Raw genomic sequence first — 20,077 nt, forward strand, 5'->3', positions numbered from 1 at the left:
AGGCCGTGGGTTGACACCCGCGGCTGATCCGCGGCGATCGCTGTATCCCGAACGTCTTTTGCTAATTCTCCTCGGCGAGGATCTGCCGGTTTCTGCTGATGGACGGCAACAGCGCCGAAACGACAATCACCGCGGCGATGGCAAGCAAAGTGAGCGTCAGCGGCTCGCTCAGGAAGGTCCACACATGTCCACGACTGAGGATCAGGCCGCGCTGAAGACTGTCTTCAAGAATTCCGCCGAGGACGAAGCCAAGCAATAGCGGCGCGGGCTCGAACCTGAGCTTGTAGAGAAGGTAACCGGCAACCCCGAATACAGCGACCTGAACCACGTCGGAAGGTCGCATGTTCACCGAATAAATTCCCAGGCAGCAAATCGATACGATCATCGGAAAAAGAAGGTGGTAGGGGACCTTCAGGAACTTCACCCATATTCCGATCAACGGCAGGTTGATGATGACGAGCATCAGATTGCCGATCCACATGGAGGTGACCACGCCCCAGAAAAGATCGGGATGAAGATCGATCACTTGTGGACCGGGAACGACGCCGTGGAGGGTCATCGCGCCGCCAATCAGCGCCATGGTCGCAGTCGATGGAAGACCCAGCGTCAACAGAGGCACGAAGGTCGTCTGGGCGGCGGCGTTATTAGCAGATTCAGGTCCTGCGACGCCCTGTATGGCGCCTTTTCCAAATTTCTCCGGATTGCGGGCTATCCGTTTTTCCAAGACGTACGAGGCGAAGGACGAAAGGGTCGCGCCGTTCCCCGGGATGATCCCGACGATGCTGCCCAGCAGAGATCCGCGCACAATCGCGCCCGCGGATTCCCGCAGGTCCTTCCTGTCGGGCAGAAGTCCACCAATTATCCCCCCGACGAAGGGCTTTGCCTCGGGCGTTTCAAGATTGCGCAGGATCTCCGCGATGCCGAACAGACCCATTGCGACGATGGCGACGTCGAAGCCGTCGTAGAGCACATCGGTGCCGAAGGTCAGGCGCGGTTCGCCGGTCACCGGATCCGCGCCCATCAGCGCCATAGCGACGCCGATGATCAGCATGCAGAAGCCCTTCAGCACGGATCCGCCGTTCAGCACGATAGCAAGGGCCAGCCCCAGAACCATCAGGGCGAAGTAATTTCCGGCCGTGAAGCTCAGTGCCAACTTGGAGAGCGGAATTGCCACGGCGGCGATGACGAGTGTGGCGAAGGTCCCCGCAACGAACGAACCGATCGCAGCGATACCAAGCGCCTTCCCGGCCTTGCCTTGGCGCGCCATGGCATGGCCGTCCAACGCCGTGACCACCGACGAGGATTCCCCCGGCATGTTGACGAGGATCGCCGTGGTCGACCCGCCATATTGTGCGCCGTAGTATATGCCGGCAAGCATGATCAACGACCCGACTGGCTCGGAGTTGTAAGTCAGCGGCATCAGGATCGCGATCGTCGCCAACGGCCCAATTCCGGGCAGCACACCGATCAGGGTGCCCACAAGGGTGCCTACCAGGCAGAGCAGAACGTTCTGAACGGAGAGGACGACGGAGAAACCCAGCGCCAGATGCTCGAAAAGTTCAGCCACGCCTGTCCCCTCCCAATCCGAAGACCGCAACGTAAAGGACGGCAGCGAGAACGCCGTAGATACTGTAGGCCAATCGCGTGGCGGCGTCGGGACCCACTGAACTCGGGATGGCGTTCTGGAGGAATTTGGGGAAGACAGGGACGCCAACCCCGAGCAGATCGGCGAATATCAACAGCAGCGCCGCGGTCAGCCCGAATGCCGTCACCAGAAGTTCTCCAGGGCGTACATTGGGAGTCGCGTAACCGGCAATGAATACGGTGAGCGGACCGACGACCGTCAGGCCGAGTTGCGGCGTCGAGACGATACCAAAGTCTCCGCCTCGGATGAAAAGTCCGAATATCAGCATGGCGATGACGACGATTGACGCAGGCCCCAACGCGAGTTGCAAACGCTCGGCCTCATCATCGCGCTGCATCAGCCCCTTTGCCATGACTCCGCATCCGGCGGCGAAAAGCAGAATCGACAGCGCTTTCGGCATGGCTCCGGATTCGAGACGGGTCAGTTGGCCGACATTGAGTTCGATCGCGCCGTACCAGATCAGACCGGCGATGAAGATGACGATCGCACCACCGATCACGTCGACGCGAGCATGACGCGGAACAACGTCGGATCGCGGCCTATCTGTCGCTTCAGACATTCTCTCGCACCTCTACCGATTTGGTCTGTCTGGCGTCACACGATGGATCGGCCCGATCGTCCCGGACAGCACAATCCGGCCCTGCAGTTCCAGCGGTCAGCTATTTTGCTGCGCCAGCCTTTTCGATGAGGGTTTTCCAGCCGGCAACCTGCTTCTCCATGAATTCCCGTGTCTGGCTGACGTCATAGTCCCGGAACTCGATCGCCAGCTCGTCGAAGCGAGCCTTCGCCTTCTCCGACTTTAGCGCTTCGCGCGTCTTGGCGTTGAGATATTCGACGATCTCCTTCGGCGTATCTTTCGGAGCGAATATCGCGGTCCAGGAGTCGATGAAGTAGTTCTTCACACCGGCCTCGTCGATCGTCTGCACATCCGGGAGCGCGCTCGACTTGTCAGGACCGGTCATGACGATTGGGGTTACGCTGCCCGACCGGATGAAGGGAAGTGCCGAGGAAATGTCCAGGATGGCTGCCGAAGCCCGGCCGGCGATGACATCGGTCATCGCTTCCGTATTGCCCTTGTAGGGGACTGGGATCATTTTCAATCCCGTCTGCAATTCCAGGCCCTTGCGAGCGAATTCGCCCACGGTCGTCCAACCTGCATAGGTGAGCTCGCCTTCATGCGCCTTACCGTACTCGATCAGTTCGGGCAGCGTCTTGATGTTCAGATTGTTGGCGACGACCATCACGTAAGGCGTGTAGCCGGTCAGCGCGACCGGCTGCAAATCTTCGAGCGGCTTGTAGTCCGCTGCCTTGTTGATCACTGGATTTATGGCGATGGTCGAGGCCACTCCCATGACCACCGTGTAGCCGTCGGGCTCGGCGGCTATCCCCTGTTTTGTCCCTGACACGCCTGCCGTAGCAGGAACATTTTCGACAATTATGCGGTGCCCTATCAACTGCGCCATGGCGTCGCCCCAGATCCGGGTCTGGGTGTCAGAACCGCCGCCGGCTGCGAAAGGTACGACCGCCGTGATCGACTTGGCGGGATAATCCTGCGCCAGCGCGCTATCCAAACTCAGCGCAACCGGCAGCAGAGCGACTGCGGCGGCGATGCGCTTGAGCGCCAACCTGCGCGTGTTACGAGCGGACACGAGTGAAATGTTCATGGATATTCCTCCCTGGTACTACACCGAAGTCTTTTGGTCCTCCGCATAGCTCCCAGCATGCGGTCGTAAGCACGAAACCGAACCGGCGGCACGGCGAAAGCGTTTCAAACTAGATCAAACTTCTTCCCGTCCCACAGTCCCCGCACATTATGTTTCGCACAATGAAACAGGGATCGCGATCAGTGGATTGCCATTCTCCCAAATCGAACAGCTCGGTGGCTCGAGATCGGCTGCTCGGATCGAAACTCGTTGGTCCGAAAGCCCTGCCTCAGCAGGCTGCGCTCTCTAAACGCAGAAGTCCGATGTCATCGAGACAAGTCCTTGCGAGGGTGGTCTTTAACGTGAGATCGCCCCCTTGAGACCTAACGTTGGGCGCCCATCACATCGAGTACGGCGCCGGTGACGAGGGATGCCTTGTCGGAGAGAAGCCACACGATGGCCTCCGCAACCTCTTTGGGGAGGCCCGCACGTCCAAGCGGGTTTTTGGAAGCAAACTCCTTGACCCTGTCGGCCTGCCCAGCCTTCGCATGGATTGGTGTGTCGATCATACCGGGACGGATGGCGTTGATCCGGATGCCATCCTTCGCGACCTCCACGGCCAGCCCCTTCGTCATCGTGTCAACCGCAGCCTTCGACCCGGCATAATGGATGAAGCGGCCAGGTGAGCCCGTTAGCGCGCCGATGGAGGATATATTGACGATGCTGCCGCCCTTGCCTCCGTGCTTCGTCGACATCCGCTTGATTGCCTCACGACATGCGATGAGAACGCCGACAGTGTTGACGGCAAAGATGTCCATCGTTTCCTGGAATTCATAATTATCCGCCGAACGGTGTTTCGGACCATTGACGCCGGCATTGTTCACCAGCCCGTTCAAGGGTCCGAATACGCTATCCGTCTCTTCGAACATGCGAAGAATGTCGGCCTCCGAACCCATATCCGCCTGGACAGCAATGGCCTTGCCGCCGACAGCCTCGACGTCGGCCACCACAGCCTGCGCTAGTTCCCGCGAGTTTTTGTAGTTGACGACAACGTGCGCACCGGCGGTTCCGAGCAAACGCGCAGTCGCAGCCCCTATACCGCTGCTGGCACCAGTTACGATTACAACGTTCTGCATGAATCCTCTGCACTTCAGGGCGTTGAATGGATGGCAGAGCCTTTTCGCCTTGCCGGCATATCAAAACGAGGCGGCCGATCGCGAATTCCGGGGCCGGCTAGGCTGATTTCTGCCAGCTTAACAACGTTCCGCCGGTTTTGGCCTTCTGCTCTCCCTCGATGACGGGGAGCGGATACTCATCGGCATTGATCACAAAGCCGGGTTTCGAGGCGAAGTCGAGCCGCGGCGGGCAGAAGATGTCGTAGAGTGAACTTTCGGGCCCATCCTCCCCGACGTCCTGGCTCGTGTGGATGGCGCGCGCCGGTATGACCGTGACGGACGGCGAAGGAACTTCGGCGTGGTCATCAGGGATCCACTCTCCCGCGTCGGCACCCCAATTATAGCGCAGGTGATGGATCCAGACGCCGTCGAAACAGAGCGATGCCTGCTCGAAATCATCATGCCAATGCGGGCTGAGTGACGTCGTCCCACGACGCGTCGCGAATTGGCCGAACAAATTGACCATCATATTCGTGGATCGGAAGCAGCGAGGCTGGATGCGTTCGCCGCCCGGCCTGAGATATTGCGCGAGCGGATAGTGGCGGAGCTTGTAACCGTCTTTCGGCTCCGGCCAAAGATCAACGGGAGCAAGTTCGGGGGCCCCATCGGCGTAGACGCCGTCATTGACGGCGAGCGCCATCACGTCGTTGGAGGCTTTCGAGAATATCCGCGCGATCCTGCCGGAATTCCGGGCGACGATCCGGCTCAGTCCCGGTGGCACTATCGTCAGCGATTCCGGTTCGGCATCAACGGATTCGCTGCCGGTTTCCACGGTGACAGCCGTAGAGTTCGGCGGCAGGATGAGCATGTATTCTTCAGGATTGTCTTCCCTCTTCAGAACGGCGCCCGGCAGCACCTCGGAGTAACAAACGGCAAAGTTCCCACCACGCGTGATCCAGGTCTTGGAAAGGCCGTCGTCGCCGACATGTTGAGGCTGCTGCTCCGCAAACACGGATTTCGATGCAAGGCGTCGTGACAGGTCACTCATGGCAAATCTCCTCCGCGGCGAGGGCCGTCTCCGAGCCTGCTTCGATTTCAATCGTGCTTAGCATGCGACAGCAGACCATGCGGAAGACATGCAGATGGCGTCGTATTTCGAACCGTGAAATTAAGGCGATCTCCGACTCCAACGGGTTTCACCTTGTGAAACACAAGCCGACGTGATCTCGTTCGGTGACGCTGGAGGAGCGCCCGGACCTTGGATGCGGGAGGAGATTTGATGCGAAAAGGTGCCCACAAGGACGCTTCTGACGATGTTGGCCGCGAAGATGTCTCCGGCAAGATCACCGCATCCACAAGCGTGCATTGCCGCACCAATTCAAGGCGCGGTTACACAGACCCGTCCGATCGCTCCTACCCGCCCGTCAACTCGGTCTGCCGTGCGTTGCACGTCCTTAAAGTCTTGAATCAAAAACGCATTGCGACGGTCAATGCCATCTACGCAGACACCGGAATCCCAAGGCCAACGATCGTGCGCATGCTGGAAACGCTGATGCACGAGGGTTACGTCGTTCGCGACAACATGTGCGGCGGATATCGCGTCACCGAGCAGGTGGCCGAGCTTTCGCAAGGTTATAGCGGCATATCGCGTGTCATCGAAGTTGCCCGGCCGCTGTCCATCGGCCTGACGAGAAAAATCAAGTGGCCGATCGGACTGGGCGTCCTCGATGACGACGCAATCGAGATTCTTTATTGGACGGGCACGATCAGCCCTGTCGTGCATACCAACACCGTTCTGCGCAAACGCGCAGATCTGTTCAAGTCCGCAATGGGCCGCGCCTACATGGCCTTCTGTGATGACGAAGAACGAGAACGGCACATCGTTCGCCTCCGGAAGAGCTTTTCCATGGAGTTTGGCGCCAAGGAAGAGCTGGCGTTTCGGAACCGCCTGGACCGTATCCGGCGCGCAGGCTACGCCGTGCGTGACCCGCGCACTGAACCGCTTCGGATGACGACTCTCGGAGTTGCCATCATAGAAAGGGACAAGGTCGCGGCAGTGATGTCCGTATCATTCTTCAAGTCGTCGGTGGACCCCGGAAGGATCAAGGAAGACGTGCTGGCCCCCCTTCTCGATACGCGGACCAACATCGAGCATGCGTTGGATTTCATCCGCAATCGTGCCGGTCTGGATGCTTCGGTGCATCGCGAATATTCCGTTGCGCTGTAGCCAGCCAACTTCACTTGCTTTCCAGGACCGGGTTGGTCGGCGGCGTGCCGCCTTCGAACCACGGCTCGAAACGCCGGTAAGTGACTTTCCAGCCCTGTGGCGTGTTGACAAGCCGATCGGTCATGTAGGCGATCTGGATAGGAGGGTGCGTCGGGAGCACAGGTTTGCCATCCGCGGCGTACAGCATCAGTACCCAATGGCAGAGCGCCGTGTCGGGACCGCCGTCGAACATCGCCTGGAAATTTTGCACCGAATGGACAACCGTGCGAGCGCCCCGATCTTCCCGCCACTTGTAGAATGCGCGAATTTTCTCACGCCCTTCATAGGTCGTCGCCGACCCCGCGAATGTCGCATCCTCGGTGTAGTAGTCCGGTGCGTTTCGTCCCCAGTTCGTGTCGACGTCATGCCAGTAATCGACGATTAGCGCGTAGAGCACTTGCGTCAATTCAAGGCGTTCTTTGTCGATTTGCATGCTTTCGTGCCTTTTCGAATCGCGTCCGAGGCCGGGCTGGCCCCCTGGTCGTTGCCAACATTTTTCCTGGAGACGAAGAGTTGGAGCCTTCCTTCCCCCGGGCTCGTGCTGGAATCTGCGATGCAGCAGTTCGCTGCGCGCCACTCCTTACGCCTGGTATCAGACGCGTCCTGCTCGCGCGGCTGTAACAGCCTTTGTTTTCGGTCCGTGAAATAGCTGTTTCAGGCACGCTGCCGGCATCGGATTGGTTTCGCCTCTGAGGCTCAGCGATAACCTGTCGCCGCTCACCGTCGACCCCGTTCGGACTTCAGCACGAACGACTGCTCGTGGCGGATATGAGCATCCTGTTGCGCCGATCGTTCAGCATTGAAATTGTTGAGAAATTTATCCGATAGCGCTACCACAGATCCGTGGTAGCTAATCATTTCAACTACTTATTTTGATTTTGGTAGCGGGAGAGCGCTACCGCCTTTGCCTACATTTCGAAACCTTGCGATATTTCCTACGGTGCTGGTCATGACGGCACCGATTTTGCGGTGCCACAACCTGTGCGACCGGGTTGGAATCACCCGAAACCCTTCTCGGAAAGACATCACTGGTGTTGTGGTGCGGCTCTCAGTTGGTCGCCAACGGCAAACACAGCGCTCGCTTCGCTGACGATGGAGACGTGATCCTTGGCAGCCTTGCCAGCGGCATTGCCGTCGCCACGCATGATTGCGGTGACAATGGCGTCGTGCTCCTGCCAGGATTTGGCGAGACGCCCCGGCAGCATGAATTGCGCGCGGCGGAACGGCGCCAGCCGGCTCCGCGTCATCACTGTCATTTCGTAGATATGGGCATTGTGAGCGCCGCGATAGAGCCGGGTGTGGAACTCGGTGTTGAAATACTCATAGTCTTCTTCGGCACCCAACTGCACCAGTCGTGCCGAAGCCTGATGCTCGATCTCGAGCGAGCGGCGCTCGCCGCTGGTCATGCGCTCGGCCGAGAAGCGCGCGCAGATCGCTTCCAGTTCGGCCATGCTCTCGAACATCGAGGCGAGATGCTCTTGCGTCACCACGGCGACGATGGCGCCCCGGTTCGGCCGCCTTTCGACCAGGCCCATGGCGCTGAGCTGGCCGAGCGCCTCCCGGACCGGCGTGCGTGACACGTCGAAGCGGGCGGCGAGCGAGGCCTCGTCAAGCTTTTCGCCGGGGCGCAGGAAGCCGGTGACGATCCGGTCGCCGATCGCCCTCACCATCTGGTCGACTGTCGTGCCCGACCTGATCAAGCTACGCTTCCCCGACAAATTTCCTCCGTCGTCTTCTTGTGGAGTCGGTCGGCCCGTCGGCTTGCTCGACTCGATATGGCTCTCTATGCCTCAATTTTAATCCGCCTGTCAAACTGTCTGTTTTCAAGGCAAAAAGTGCATGCAATTGCCCGCTACATGAGCAGGCTCTTTTAAATCGATGATTGATTTCATTCAATTAATTTCGCCAAACAAACTGGCATGGCGATTGCATGCACTTTGCTGAAGGCATGTTAACCGACCCGGAAAGGGTCCTACAGGGGAGCATTCACAATGACCGCGAGATTCACGCTTAACCGCCGCGAGCTGCTCAAGACCTCCGCCGCAGGAGCCGCGCTCGGCCTGGCCTCGGCATCCTTTCCAATCGGCCGCGCCTTCGCCGCCACCGCCACCGTCGGCTTCATCTATGTCGGCCCTAAGGACGACTACGGCTACAACCAGGCGCATGCCGAAGGGGCAGCGTCGTTGAAGGGCATCGAAGGCCTCTCGATCGTCGAGGAAGAGAACGTTCCCGAAACGGTCGACGTCCAGAAAACAATGGAATCGATGATCAACCTCGACGGCGCCTCGCTGATCTTCCCAACCTCCTTCGGCTATTTCGACCCGCATATGCTGGCCATGTGCGCGAAATTCCCCGACGTCCAGTTCCGTCATTGCGGCGGCATGTGGAACAAGGACAAGCATCCGATGAACGCCGGTTCCTATTTCGGCTATATCGGTATGGGTCAGTACCTGAACGGCGTCGTCGCCGGCCACACCTCGAAGTCGAAGAAGCTCGGCTTCGTCGCCGCCAAGCCGATCCCGCAGGTGCTGCTCAACATCAATTCCTTCCTGCTCGGCGCGCGCTCGGTCGACCCAACCATCACCTGCCAGGTGATCTTCACCGGCGAGTGGTCGCTGGCGGTCAAGGAGGCGGAGGCCACCAACGCGCTGGTCGACCAGGGCGTCGATGTCATCACCTGCCATGTCGACAGCCCCAAGGTCGTGGTCGAGACGGCCGCCGGCCGCGGCGCCTTCGTCTGCGGCTACCACGCCAATCAGAGTCCGCTGGCGCCCGAGAAATACCTGACCGGCGCCGAGTGGAACTGGGCCAAGGTCTACAAGATGTTCGTCGACGACCTCGTCGCCGGCAAGCCGCTGCCCAATTTCACCCGCGGCGGACTGGCCGACGGCTTCGTCAAGATGAGCCCGCTCGGCCCCGCCGTCTCCGAGCCGGCCCGCAAGCAGTTCGACGCCACTCTCGCCGAGATGACGAAGGGCGGCTTCTCCGTCATCAAGGGCCCGCTGAAGAGCAACAAGGGCACCGTCGTCGCGAGCGAAGGCCAGGCCTTCGCAGAGACCGCCATCGAGCTCGAAAGCATGGACTATCTCGTCGAGGGCGTCGTCGGCTCGACCGCCTGAACCGGACGGAGGCGGCAAGATGACAGACACGGTGGCAGGGGCCGGCGCGCCGGCGACATTCGGCGCCAGGGGTTATCCGGCGGCGCTGGAATGGATCGCCCGGCGCGCCGAGGCCGTCGTCATTCCGCTGGCGGCGCTGGCCGTCGGCATGGCCCTGTTCAGCCTGTTCATCCTGGCTGTCGGCAAGTCGCCGGTCCAGCTCTATGAAACGATGTGGCGCGGCGGCTTCGGCTCGTGGTTCTCGATCCAGAACTCGCTGTCGCGCGCCGCGCCCCTTTTGCTGGCGGCGCTTTGCGTGGCGCTGCCGGCCCGGCTCGGCCTCGTCGTCATCGGTGGCGAGGGCGCAATCGTGCTCGGTGGCGTCGCCGCCGCAGCCATCGGGGTGGTGCTGAGCGGTGCTCCCTCCTTCGTTGTCATTCTCGTCATGGGCGTGGCGGGCATGGCCGCCGGCGGCATCTGGATAGGTGCCGTCGGCGCGCTCCGCCATTACCGCGCCGTCAACGAGACCATCTCCAGCCTGCTGATGGCCTATATCGCGATTGCGCTGATGAACCAACTGGTCGAAGGGCCGCTGCGCGATCCGGCCTCGCTCAACAAGCCCTCGACCCAGCCGCTCGCCGATATCTACCGCATCGGCAACATGCTGGGCATGGAGGTGCATTGGGGCTTGGCCGTCGGCGTCGTTGCCTGCGTGCTGTCCTGGGTGCTGATCGAAAAAACCCGCTGGGGCTTTGCCGCCCGCATCGCCGGCGGAAATGTCAGGGCCGCCCAGGTGCAGGGGCTTGCCGTCGGTTCGCTGATCGTTGGCTTCACCGGGCTGGCCGGCGCCTTCGCCGGTCTCGCCGGCATGCTGGAGGTCGCGGCGGTGCAGGGCAGCGCCAACGCCTCGCTCGCCGCCGGCTATGGCTATGCCGGCATCCTCGTTGCCTTCCTTGCCCGCCACAATCCGCTGGCCATCATCCCGGTCGCCTTCCTGCTGGGCGGCATCGATGCCTCCGGCGGGCTGATCCAGCGCCGCATGGACCTGCCCGACGCCACCGTGCTGGTGCTGCAAGGCATGCTGTTCATCGTCATTCTGTTCAGCGAAACCTTCTACGGCCGCTTCAAGGCCTTCAATCCCGACCTCTGGCAAAGGAGCAGCTGATGGACGCCACCGGGATCGGCCTCTGGGGCGTGCCGCTCGCCATCCTCGGCGGCGCCATCCGCGTTTCCACGCCCTTCATCTTCGTCTCGCTTGGCGAAGCCATCACCGAGCGTTCGGGGCGCATCAACCTTGGCCTCGAAGGGACGCTGGTGTTCGGCGCCATGACCGCCTATGCGGTGGCGGTGATGACCGGCTCGCCCTGGCTCGGCCTCATCGCCGCAGCCATCGCCGGGCTATGCTTCGGCCTGTTCCACGGCTGGATCTGCAAATTCCGCGGGGTCAACGACATTGCAATAGGCATTGCCCTGATGCTGTTCGGCTCGGGCCTCGCCTTCTTCTTCGGCAAGCCGTTCATCCAGCCTTCCGCACCCGACCTGCCGGCCATTCCCCTCGGCGCCTGGTCGGACATTCCGCAGGTGCAAGCCGCACTCGACGTCAACGTGCTGTTCCTGATCGGCGCGGCACTGGCGGTGTTCCTTTGGTGGGCCTTCCGCAACACCCGCGCCGGCCTCATCCTGCGCGTCGTCGGCGACAGTTCCGATGCGGCGCGCGCCATGGGCCTCAACCCGGACACGGTGCGTCTCATCGCCACCGGGGTTGGCGGCGCGCTGGCTGGCATCGGCGGCGCCTATCTGTCGCTCTATTATCCCGGCAGCTGGACCGAAGGCATCTCGTCGGGGCAGGGGCTGATGGCGGTGGCGCTGGTTATCTTCGCCCGCTGGAACCCGCTCGGCTGCTTTGCCGCCGCCCTTCTGTTCGGCGGCGCCGGCGCGCTTGGCCCCGCGCTGCAGTCGGTCGGCGTCACGCAAGGCTACTATCTCTTCTACGCCGCCCCTTACATCCTCACCCTGATCATCATGATCGCCACCTCCTCGCCCAGCCGTTCGCTCGCCGGCGCGCCGGGCGAGTTGTCGATCACCAAATGACGCCGGAGTTTGCCATGAACGCCAGAGCCGGGATCGCCCAGTGCTACATCGACGCCGATCCCTATCCTTGGCCCTACAATGGTGATCTGAGGCCCGACAACACGGCGCTGATCATCATCGACATGCAGACCGATTTCTGCGGACCGGGCGGCTATGTCGACCATATGGGCTACGATCTGTCGCTGGTCCGCGCCCCGATCGAGCCGATCAAGTCGGTGCTGTCGGCGATGCGCGCCAAGGGCTACACTATCATCCACACCCGCGAGGGCCACCGGCCCGATCTTGCCGACCTGCCAGCCAACAAGCGCTGGCGCTCGCGCCGCATCAATGCCGGCATCGGCGATCCCGGCCCCTGCGGGCGCATCCTGGTGCGCGGCGAGCCGGGCTGGGACATCATCCCCGACCTCTATCCGGCCGAGGGAGAACCAATCATCGACAAGCCGGGCAAGGGCTCGTTCTGCGCCACCGACCTCGAGCTGATCCTCAACCAGCGCGGCATCGAAAACATCGTGCTCACCGGCATCACCACCGATGTCTGCGTGCACACCACGATGCGCGAGGCTAACGACCGGGGCTTCGAATGCGTGATGCTGGAGGATTGCTGCGGCGCGACCGACTACGGCAATCACCTGGCCGCCATCAAGATGATCAAGATGCAGGGCGGCGTGTTCGGCGCGGTGTCGAACGCCGCCGCGCTCGTCGCCCAGCTGCCGTGAGGACATCGCGATGAGCGCAACCACCCACAGCAAGGCCGTCGGCGTCGAGGCCATCGGCATGACCATGCGCTTTGGTGCCTTCACGGCGCTCGACGATGTCTCTGTCAAGGTGCCCGCCGGCTCCTTCCACGCGCTGCTCGGCGAGAACGGCGCCGGCAAGTCGACGCTGGTCAAATGCATGATGGGTTTTTATCACCCGACCTCCGGCGACATGCTGGTCGACGGCCGCGAGGTGACGATCGTCAGCCCCAAGGATGCCTCGGCACTCGGCCTTGGCATGGTCTACCAGCATTTTACGCTCGTGCCGTCGCTGACCGGCGCCGAGAACCTGGTCATTTCGCGCGAGAAGGTGCCTGGCGTCATCGACTGGCGCAAGGAGTGCGGCGAGCTTGCACTGTTCATGGAGCGGATGCCGTTCAAGCTGCCGCTCGACGTCAAGGTGGCCGAGCTTGCCGCTGGCGAGAAGCAGAAGCTGGAGATCGTCAAGCAGCTCTATCTCGGCCGCTCCTTCCTGGTGCTGGACGAGCCGACTTCGGTGCTCACCCCCGGCGAGGCGCAGGAGGTGCTGGGCCTGGTGCGCGCCATGACCAGGGCTGGCGACCTCACCGTGCTGATGATCTCGCACAAATTCCACGAGGTGACGGCGTTCGCCGACGACGTCAGCGTGCTGCGCAAGGGCCGGCTGACCGGCACCGGCCGCGTCGCCGATCTCGACCACAAGCAGATGGCGGCGATGATGATCGGCGACCAGCCGATCGCGGCGCTCGACAGCCGCACCGAGCCGAAGCTGGACGCCGAGATCGTGCTCAAGGTGAAAGCATTGAAGGCACCGGACCGCACCGGGTTGAAGTCGATCCGCATCGAGGATCTTGGCGTGCGCTCCGGCGAGATCGTCGGCATAGCCGGCATTTCCGGCAACGGCCAGAAGGAATTCCTCGAAGTGCTGGCCGGACAGCGCTCGCGCGACGCCGGCGAAGTCATGGTGCGCGGCACCGCCTATGCGGCGACGCGCGCCGAGGCGCGTGCGCTCAATGTCCGCCTGATCCCCGAGGAGCCGCTGAAGAACGCCTGTGCGCCGAAGATGACGGTGGCCGAGAACATCTCCTTCCGCACTTTCGACATCGACGGCAACGGCAAGCCGGTGAACTGGATCAGCGCCGGCGCCATCCGCGCGTTCAGCGCCAGGCTGGTCGAGCAGTTCAAGGTCAAGACCGCATCGCTGTCCTCGCCGATCGCCTCGCTGTCGGGCGGCAATGTGCAGCGCGCGGTTCTGGCGCGCGAGCTGACCGGCGAGGTCGACCTGCTGATCGTCTCCAACCCGTGCTTCGGCCTCGACTTCTCGGCCGTGGCCGAAATCCGCGCCCGCATCATGAAGGCGCGCAATGCGGGTGCCGCCGTGCTGTTGATGTCGGAGGATCTCGACGAACTGCTCGAGCTCTCCGACCGCATCTTCGTCATGTCCGACGGAGCGCTCGTCTATGAGACGCCGATCGCGCTGGCGAGCGTCCAGACGATCGGTGAACACATGGCGGGGCATCACTAATGGCGGAAATCGATGCCCTGCCATTTGCCTTTGCCTTCGAGCCGCAGGCGACGGCGCTCATCGTCATCGACATGCAGCGCGATTTCGCAGAGCCGGGCGGCTTCGGCGCCAGCCTCGGCAACGACGTCAGCCGGGTGGTGGCGGTCGTGCCGACGGTGAAGAAACTGATCGAAGGCTTTCGCGCCGCCGGACTGCCGGTTATCCACACCATGGAATGCCACCGGCCCGACCTTTCGGATCTGCCTCCCGCCAAGCGCGATCGCGGCAATCCCTCGATCCGCATCGGCGACGCCGGCCCGATGGGCCGTGTGCTGATCGCCGGCGAGCCCGGCACACGTATCCTTGACGAGCTTGCGCCCTTGCCCGGCGAGATCGTTATCGAAAAGCCCGGCAAGGGCGCGTTCTATGCGACCAGCCTTGGTAATGACCTCAAACGGCTCGGTGCAAAGCAGCTCGTCTTTGCCGGCGTGACGACGGAGGTCTGCGTGCAAACGACGATGCGCGAGGCTAACGACCGCGGCTATGAGTGCCTGCTCGCCGAGGACGCGACGGAGAGCTACTTTCCTGAGTTCAAGGCGGCGGCGATCGCCATGATCAGGGCGCAAGGCGCCATCGTCGGCTGGACGGCGACGACCGACCAGGTACTCGAGGGAATTGCCAATGCCTAATCTTGCCTTTACCGGCCTGCTCGACGGCGGCTGGCGCGATCTGGCGTTCGAACATTTCCGCGACGGCATCACAGTGCACTGGCTGCTCAAGGGCGGGCCGGTCGAGCCGTCGGTCGCAATCCTGAAATACCGGCCCGCCGCCGGCGTGCCGCGCCACCGCCATGTCGGGCTGGAGACTATCGTCGTGCTGGAAGGCACGCAGAGCGACGAGAACGGCGACTATCCTGCCGGCAGCGTCGTCCTCAACCCGGTCGGCACCGAGCATTCGGTGTGGACGAAAGACGGTTGCGTCGTGCTGATCCAATGGGACCTGCCGGTGATCATTCTGGGGGAGGCCAAATGAGCGACATCCACTTCGACGTCGGATGCCTGCACGAAGCCTATCGGGAAGGCCTCGCCGTTGGCGACGTGATCGCGACGATCTACACCCGCATCGAAGCGGCCGACGACCCGGGCATCTTCATCCATCTCGCCGCCAGGGCGGATATCCTTGCTCAAGCCGAAGCCCTCGGCCCGTTCGACCCCGTGGCAAAGCCGCTCTGGGGCATTCCCTTCGCCGTCAAGGACAACATCGACGTCGCCGGCATGCCGACCACGGCCGCCTGCGCCGAATACACCTACTGGCCCGAGAGGGACGCCACCGTGGTGGCGCGGCTGAAGGCGGCCGGCGCGCTGGTCGTGGGCAAGAGCAATCTCGACCAGTTTGCCACCGGCCTCGTCGGCGTACGCACGCCCTGGCCGATCCCGCGCAACGCCATCGATCCGGAGCTGGTGCCGGGCGGCTCTTCGTCCGGTTCGGCGGTTGCGACGGCGCGCGGCATAGTCTCCTTCGCGCTCGGAACTGACACCGCCGGCTCCGGCCGCATCCCGGCCGGCCTCAACAACATCGTCGGGCTGAAGCCGACGGTCGGCGCGCTGTCGGCCGCCGGCGTCGTGCCGGCCTGCCGCACGCTCGACTGCGTCTCGGTGTTCGCGCTGACCGTCGATGACGCCTATAGGGTGTTCTCGGTCGCCGCTGCGCGCGACGCTGCCGATGCCTATTCGCGCGACGTCGCCGTCCAGCCGCTCGCCATGCGCCCGCCGGTACTGAGTGTCGGCATCCCGGCAAAAGCCGACCTGAAGTTCTTCGGTGATGCGGCTATGCAGGCCGGCTTCGAGGCCTCGCTTGCCATGCTGTCGCGGCTCGGCTGCCGGCTGGTCGAAATCCCCTTCGGTGATTTCTACGCCACCGCCAACCTGCTCTACGAGGGCGCCTGGGTGGCCGAGCGCTATGCGGCGATCCGCGATTTCATGGAGACCAACGAAGCGGCCTTGCATCCGGTGACGCGCAAGATCATCGGCGGCGCCAGGAACCTGTCGGCGGCAGACGCCTTCCGCGGCCTCTACGCCTTGCAGGCCTACAAGGCGAAGCTCGCGCCGGTCATCGCCTCGGTCGACCTGTTCTGCGTGCCGACCGCGCCGACGCACTACACCACTGCCGCCGTGCTTGCCGATCCGGTCGAGACCAACAGCCGGCTGGGCACCTACACCAACTTCGTCAATCTGCTCGACATGTGCGGTATCGCCGTGCCGACCGGCAAGCGCGGCGACGGCCTGCCGATGAGCGTCACCTTGCTGGCGCCGGCCGGCCGCGATGCGCTGACGGCGATGCTCGCCCGCGACCTGCATGCGGCGAGCGGCCTTCGGCTCGGCGCCACGGGCTGGCCGCAGCCCGGCCTGCAGCCGGCCGCCCAGCCGGCCGGCGACGGCATGATCGACCTCGTGGTGGTCGGCGCGCATCTGTCGGGCATGCCGCTCAACGGCCAGCTCAATCAGCTAGGCGCGCAGTTCGGGCGCGCGACCAGGACCGCCGCCGCCTACAGGCTCTATGTGCTGGCCGGCCAGCTGGTGCCGAAGCCCGGGCTGATTCGCGTTGCCGATGGCGGCACGCGGATCGACGTAGAGGTCTGGAGACTTGATGCGGCTGCATTCGGCCGCTTCGTCGCCGCCATCCCGCCGCCGCTCGGCATTGGCACGATCGAGCTCGATGATGGAACGTTGGCGAAGGGATTCCTCGCCGAAACAGCAGGCCTGTCGGCGGCCACCGACATCTCGGCCTATGGCGGCTGGCGCCGCTTTGTCGCACGCGGCAAAGACACGGCCGATCAAAGTGAAAAGCGGCTAAACTGGCCCGCTGGCGTCCCGATCTGATCGTCGTGCAGGCTTGCCTTGCCGGACTTGCCTATTGGCACGCCGGTGGAGGTATCCTCTCGACCAGCAGTCTCACAACGCTTCCCTATCTCATGAAACCCCCGGTGGTCAGATTGCGCGGGCGTTGAGGGAAGAAAACGTGTGTTGCTCTTCATCGCTCTGAAATCACTTGCGGGAAACTAGGGGCGCCGCGTTGAAATTATTGATCAATTTCAAACGGAAGCGCTACCATTTCACATGGATTTTTTAGCTATTTCAATGGTTTAAGGAGTTTTTGGTAGCGGGAGAGGGACTTGAACCCCCGACCCCAGGATTATGATTCCCGTGCTCTAACCAACTGAGCTACCCCGCCAGGGCGGCGAAGGCCCGAAATCCGCCTTAAATCAGAAGGCATGTCGAAGCGTTCGCCAAGGTCGGGCGGATATAAGGTTGGGAGGCCAAGCCTGTCAAGCATCGATGCAGCCGGCATATTCTATCGCTTCGGGCCGGATACCGGAATCGATTTCGGAAAGCACGATGCGAAGGTTCAAAGTCGTGAGGCGCGAACCTTTGTGCGTCCAAGCGGATGCGCGTCGCTCCAATGGCCGAAAAGCTTTGCCGGGCAGGAATTTGAGCTGAAATGCCGGGGTTGAGTTCGGCGGAGTGCGCCGCTATGTCTCGGCCACGAAATTCTAGAGTTGGAATTGATGAAACCGCGCATTGCAGTCCTCGGTTGCGGATACTGGGGCAGCAACCACATCCGCACCCTCAAGGCCCTCGGCGCGCTGTATGCGGTCTCGGACGTCAACCCCGCCCGCGCCGAAGGCTTCGCCAGTGAACAGGATTGCCTGGCGATCGAGCCGGAGGCGCTGTTTGCTCGAAAAGACATCGACGCCATCGTCATGGCGCTGCCGCCGCAGTTCCATGCCGACATGGCGGTAAAGGCCGTCAAGGGCGGCAAGGACGTGCTGGTGGAGAAGCCGATCGCGCTAACGGTGACGGATGCCGAGCGTTCGGTGAAGGCGGCGGCCGACAATGGCCGCGTCTTCATGGTCGGCCATGTGCTGCGCTTTCATCCAGCCTTCGAGACGTTGAAGGCGCTGATCGACAATGGCGAGCTCGGCGAAGTGCGCTATATCCATTCGCATCGGCTCGGGCTCGGCAAGTTCCACACCGAGAACGACGCGCTGTGGGACCTGGCGCCGCACGATCTGTCGATGATTCTCGCCATCACCGGTACGGAACCGATCGAGGTGCGCGGCGAGGGGGCAGCGCTCCTCGACAATCTCAGCGATTTCGCACATCTGCATATGCGCTTTCCCAATGGCCTACGCAGCCATCTCTTCGCGTCGCGGCTCAATCCTTACCGGGAGCGGCGGCTGACCGTGGTCGGCACCAAGGCGATGGCGGTGTTCGACGATGTCGAGCCGTGGGAACGCAAGCTCGCCGTCTACCGCCACGCGGTATGGCAAGACAGCGGCCAATGGGCTTTCACCACCAACGAGCCGTCCTATGTGGCGGTGGGCGAGGGCATGCCGCTGACGCGAGAGCTCGAGCATTTCATCCAGTGCATCGAGACGCGGGCAGAACCGCGCACCAGCGGTGAGGAAGCCATCAGGGTGCTGCGCATCCTGACCGCCGGCACGATTACCCACACCGGATCATCTTCCCGAGAGAACAGTGCCGCTGTATTAGAGCCTGGTCCGTCCCGATAGAATCGGGATCGTGGTCTATTCGGCGGGAACCTGCGCCGGCCGGATCGCCAGCCGCGTCAGCATCGCCTCGGCCTCGGCGCCACGCTCGGAACGCTCGATGAAGCCACCGCCGAAGACGCGGGCCTCGTTGCCATCGTCGGAATAGAGCACGCAGGCCTGGCCGGGCGCGATGCCGGACTCGCCATCGACCAGTTCCACCCAGGTGATGCCGGCATTGTGATGCAGCACGGCTGGGCGCGGCGGGCGTGTCGAGCGGACCTTGGCGAAAAGCTCAAGCCCGGCCGCTGGGATGTCGGACAGTGCAGCGTCGCCCAGCCAATTCATGTCGCGCAAATAGATCTTATGCGTCTCGAGCGCCTCGCGCGGGCCAACGACGACACGGGCCTGGTCGGCGTCGAGATGGACGACGTAGAGCGGCTCGCCTGAGGCGATGCCGATGCCGCGGCGCTGACCGATCGTGTAACGCAAAATCCCTTCATGGCGGCCGAGCACGCGGCCGTCGATATGGACGATGTCGCCCGGATTGGCAGCAGTCGGCTTCAGCTTGGCGATGATGTCGGAATATTTGCCCTGCGGCACGAAGCAGATGTCCTGGCTGTCCTGCTTGGCGGCGACCGTCAGCCCCATTTCCTCGGCGATGGCGCGAACCTGCGGCTTCGACAGGCCGCCGAGCGGAAAGCGTAGATAGTCGATCTGCGCCTGCGTGGTGGCGAACAGGAAATAGCTCTGGTCGCGGTCCGCGTCGACCGGCCGATACAGTGCGCGATGAGCGCCGTTGGCGCCGGAGCGGATATAATGACCGGTGGCCAGCGCATCGGCGCCGAGCTCCTTAGCGGTCGTCAAAAGATCGGCGAATTTCACCGTCTGGTTGCACGAAACGCACGGGATCGGCGTTTCGCCGGCCACATAGCTCTCGGCGAAGGGGTCGATCACCGCCTTGCGGAAACGCTCCTCATAATTGAGCACATAATGCGGAATGCCGAGCGTCTCGGAGACGCGGCGGGCATCGTCAATGTCCTGGCCGGCACAGCACGAGCCGGCCCGGTGCGTTGCCGCGCCATGGTCGTAGAGCTGCAGCGTGACGCCGACGACATCATAGCCTTCGCGCTTCAGAAGGCCGGCAACGACCGACGAATCGACGCCGCCCGACATGGCGACAACGATGCGGGTGTTTTCGGGACGTTCGGGAAGATCGAGGCTGTTCATGGTTCTTTCGTTCTGCACGGCACCTGAATGACGACGCTTGAATGCCAATGGCAGGAATATAGGTCAAGCTTTCCAGCTGCGCCAGCTTGGCGAACTGGCCGATTTTTTTGAACGGATTCGGCGCCTGCGGGCAGATATGTCAAATGCCGACGAAAAGACTAACGCGGCGTTCATGATCCTTACCTAGCTATTAGGGTCTGCT

At 62.5% G+C, this 20,077-nt stretch carries 19 protein-coding genes and 1 tRNA gene; 11 read left to right on the forward strand and 9 right to left on the reverse strand.

Annotation, left to right across the window (positions count from 1 at the left end):
- Positions 1-61 precede the first annotated feature (61 nt).
- The 5 genes from NKH73_RS16220 to NKH73_RS16240 form a co-directional block, all read right to left on the reverse strand.
- Entirely contained in the window at positions 62-1,567 is a 1,506-nt protein-coding gene (locus NKH73_RS16220; protein ID WP_352933261.1) for a tripartite tricarboxylate transporter permease, read from the reverse strand.
- Positions 1,560-2,204, reverse strand: coding sequence for a tripartite tricarboxylate transporter TctB family protein (locus NKH73_RS16225; protein WP_352933263.1), 645 nt, complete (start codon positions 2,202-2,204; stop codon positions 1,560-1,562). Before NKH73_RS16225 ends, NKH73_RS16220 begins: the two co-directional genes overlap by 8 nt.
- Before the next feature lie 100 nt (positions 2,205-2,304).
- Positions 2,305-3,309: a Bug family tripartite tricarboxylate transporter substrate binding protein gene (locus NKH73_RS16230; RefSeq protein ID WP_352933266.1), complete on the reverse strand. Its 1,005-nt coding sequence runs from the start codon at positions 3,307-3,309 to the stop codon at positions 2,305-2,307.
- Positions 3,310-3,671: 362 nt separating this feature from the next.
- The gene (locus NKH73_RS16235; RefSeq protein WP_352933269.1) at positions 3,672-4,424 is read right to left on the reverse strand and encodes an SDR family oxidoreductase; all 753 of its coding nucleotides are present in this window, start codon (positions 4,422-4,424) and stop codon (positions 3,672-3,674) included.
- A gap of 97 nt (positions 4,425-4,521) precedes the next feature.
- Positions 4,522-5,415 carry a hypothetical protein gene (locus NKH73_RS16240; RefSeq protein WP_352933271.1) on the reverse strand — a complete coding sequence of 298 codons (894 nt, stop codon included), beginning with the start codon at positions 5,413-5,415 and terminating at the stop codon, positions 4,522-4,524.
- A gap of 267 nt (positions 5,416-5,682) precedes the next feature.
- On the opposite strand from NKH73_RS16240, the gene NKH73_RS16245 reads away from it, so the two are divergent.
- Positions 5,683-6,630, forward strand: a complete 948-nt coding sequence (locus tag NKH73_RS16245) for a helix-turn-helix domain-containing protein (protein WP_352933273.1) — start codon at positions 5,683-5,685, stop codon at positions 6,628-6,630.
- Positions 6,631-6,640: 10 nt separating this feature from the next.
- Here the strand turns inward: NKH73_RS16245 and NKH73_RS16250 are convergent, their stop codons facing one another.
- Positions 6,641-7,102 (reverse strand): nuclear transport factor 2 family protein, encoded by a 462-nt coding sequence (locus NKH73_RS16250; RefSeq protein WP_352933275.1) that lies wholly within the window; start codon positions 7,100-7,102, stop codon positions 6,641-6,643.
- Between the two features lie 592 nt (positions 7,103-7,694).
- Entirely contained in the window at positions 7,695-8,369 is a 675-nt protein-coding gene (locus NKH73_RS16255) for a GntR family transcriptional regulator (protein ID WP_352933277.1), read from the reverse strand.
- Positions 8,370-8,660: 291 nt separating this feature from the next.
- Between NKH73_RS16255 and NKH73_RS16260 the strand changes: the two genes are divergently transcribed.
- Genes NKH73_RS16260 through atzF form a run of 8 tightly spaced genes read left to right on the forward strand, consistent with a single transcriptional unit; the run spans position 8,661 to position 16,975 of the window.
- Complete coding sequence (locus tag NKH73_RS16260; RefSeq protein WP_352933280.1) at positions 8,661-9,788, forward strand: BMP family ABC transporter substrate-binding protein; 1,128 nt, start codon at positions 8,661-8,663, stop codon at positions 9,786-9,788.
- Between the two features lie 19 nt (positions 9,789-9,807).
- Entirely contained in the window at positions 9,808-10,932 is a 1,125-nt protein-coding gene (locus NKH73_RS16265; protein WP_352933282.1) for an ABC transporter permease, read from the forward strand.
- Entirely contained in the window at positions 10,932-11,858 is a 927-nt protein-coding gene (locus tag NKH73_RS16270; RefSeq protein WP_352933285.1) for an ABC transporter permease, read from the forward strand. The genes NKH73_RS16265 and NKH73_RS16270 overlap by 1 nt, the downstream gene beginning before the upstream one ends.
- Before the next feature lie 14 nt (positions 11,859-11,872).
- A complete protein-coding gene (gene biuH, locus NKH73_RS16275) occupies positions 11,873-12,574 on the forward strand; it encodes a biuret amidohydrolase (RefSeq protein ID WP_352933288.1) in 702 nt (233 codons plus the stop codon).
- Between the two features lie 10 nt (positions 12,575-12,584).
- A complete protein-coding gene (locus NKH73_RS16280; RefSeq protein WP_352933290.1) occupies positions 12,585-14,117 on the forward strand; it encodes an ABC transporter ATP-binding protein in 1,533 nt (510 codons plus the stop codon).
- Positions 14,117-14,785, forward strand: a complete 669-nt coding sequence (locus NKH73_RS16285) for a cysteine hydrolase family protein (RefSeq protein WP_352933292.1) — start codon at positions 14,117-14,119, stop codon at positions 14,783-14,785. The genes NKH73_RS16280 and NKH73_RS16285 overlap by 1 nt, the downstream gene beginning before the upstream one ends.
- The gene (locus NKH73_RS16290; RefSeq protein ID WP_352933295.1) at positions 14,778-15,128 is read left to right on the forward strand and encodes a cupin domain-containing protein; all 351 of its coding nucleotides are present in this window, start codon (positions 14,778-14,780) and stop codon (positions 15,126-15,128) included. The genes NKH73_RS16285 and NKH73_RS16290 overlap by 8 nt, the downstream gene beginning before the upstream one ends.
- Entirely contained in the window at positions 15,125-16,975 is a 1,851-nt protein-coding gene (gene atzF / locus NKH73_RS16295) for an allophanate hydrolase (RefSeq protein WP_352933298.1), read from the forward strand. The genes NKH73_RS16290 and atzF overlap by 4 nt, the downstream gene beginning before the upstream one ends.
- A 275-nt stretch (positions 16,976-17,250) precedes the next feature.
- Here atzF and NKH73_RS16300 read toward each other — a convergent pair.
- Positions 17,251-17,327 (reverse strand) — tRNA-Met (locus NKH73_RS16300).
- Positions 17,328-17,661: 334 nt separating this feature from the next.
- Between NKH73_RS16300 and NKH73_RS16305 the strand changes: the two genes are divergently transcribed.
- On the forward strand, positions 17,662-18,669 hold the full coding sequence (locus NKH73_RS16305) for a Gfo/Idh/MocA family protein (protein ID WP_352933300.1): 1,008 nt from the start codon (positions 17,662-17,664) through the stop codon (positions 18,667-18,669).
- A 15-nt stretch (positions 18,670-18,684) separates the two neighbouring features.
- Here NKH73_RS16305 and mnmA read toward each other — a convergent pair whose 3' ends face one another.
- Positions 18,685-19,875: a tRNA 2-thiouridine(34) synthase MnmA gene (gene mnmA, locus NKH73_RS16310; protein ID WP_352933302.1), complete on the reverse strand. Its 1,191-nt coding sequence runs from the start codon at positions 19,873-19,875 to the stop codon at positions 18,685-18,687.
- 37 nt (positions 19,876-19,912) lie between these two features.
- On the opposite strand from mnmA, the gene NKH73_RS16315 reads away from it, so the two are divergent.
- On the forward strand, positions 19,913-20,062 hold the full coding sequence (locus NKH73_RS16315) for a hypothetical protein (RefSeq protein ID WP_352933305.1): 150 nt from the start codon (positions 19,913-19,915) through the stop codon (positions 20,060-20,062).
- Positions 20,063-20,077: the final 15 nt, after the last annotated feature.

The sequence above is a fragment of the Mesorhizobium sp. M0938 genome, assembly GCF_040319125.1.
In the GTDB taxonomy this organism is placed as follows: Bacteria; Pseudomonadota; Alphaproteobacteria; order Rhizobiales; family Rhizobiaceae; genus Mesorhizobium; species Mesorhizobium robiniae.

Bases quoted from the DNA above. Each gene is read 5' to 3' on its own strand.
- NKH73_RS16230 (WP_352933266.1), bottom strand. From the start codon at position 3,309: ATGAACATTTCACTCGTGTCCGCTCGTAACACGCGCAGGTTGGCGCTC.
- atzF (WP_352933298.1), top strand. From the start codon at position 15,125: ATGAGCGACATCCACTTCGACGTCGGATGCCTGCACGAAGCCTATCGG.
- mnmA (WP_352933302.1), bottom strand. From the start codon at position 19,875: ATGAACAGCCTCGATCTTCCCGAACGTCCCGAAAACACCCGCATCGTT.
- NKH73_RS16260 (WP_352933280.1), top strand. From the start codon at position 8,661: ATGACCGCGAGATTCACGCTTAACCGCCGCGAGCTGCTCAAGACCTCC.
- NKH73_RS16270 (WP_352933285.1), top strand. From the start codon at position 10,932: ATGGACGCCACCGGGATCGGCCTCTGGGGCGTGCCGCTCGCCATCCTC.
- NKH73_RS16280 (WP_352933290.1), top strand. From the start codon at position 12,585: ATGAGCGCAACCACCCACAGCAAGGCCGTCGGCGTCGAGGCCATCGGC.
- NKH73_RS16225 (WP_352933263.1), bottom strand. From the start codon at position 2,204: ATGTCTGAAGCGACAGATAGGCCGCGATCCGACGTTGTTCCGCGTCAT.
- NKH73_RS16285 (WP_352933292.1), top strand. From the start codon at position 14,117: ATGGCGGAAATCGATGCCCTGCCATTTGCCTTTGCCTTCGAGCCGCAG.
- NKH73_RS16290 (WP_352933295.1), top strand. From the start codon at position 14,778: ATGCCTAATCTTGCCTTTACCGGCCTGCTCGACGGCGGCTGGCGCGAT.
- biuH (WP_352933288.1), top strand. From the start codon at position 11,873: ATGAACGCCAGAGCCGGGATCGCCCAGTGCTACATCGACGCCGATCCC.
- NKH73_RS16305 (WP_352933300.1), top strand. From the start codon at position 17,662: ATGAAACCGCGCATTGCAGTCCTCGGTTGCGGATACTGGGGCAGCAAC.
- NKH73_RS16250 (WP_352933275.1), bottom strand. From the start codon at position 7,102: ATGCAAATCGACAAAGAACGCCTTGAATTGACGCAAGTGCTCTACGCG.
- NKH73_RS16265 (WP_352933282.1), top strand. From the start codon at position 9,808: ATGACAGACACGGTGGCAGGGGCCGGCGCGCCGGCGACATTCGGCGCC.
- NKH73_RS16245 (WP_352933273.1), top strand. From the start codon at position 5,683: ATGCGAAAAGGTGCCCACAAGGACGCTTCTGACGATGTTGGCCGCGAA.
- NKH73_RS16235 (WP_352933269.1), bottom strand. From the start codon at position 4,424: ATGCAGAACGTTGTAATCGTAACTGGTGCCAGCAGCGGTATAGGGGCT.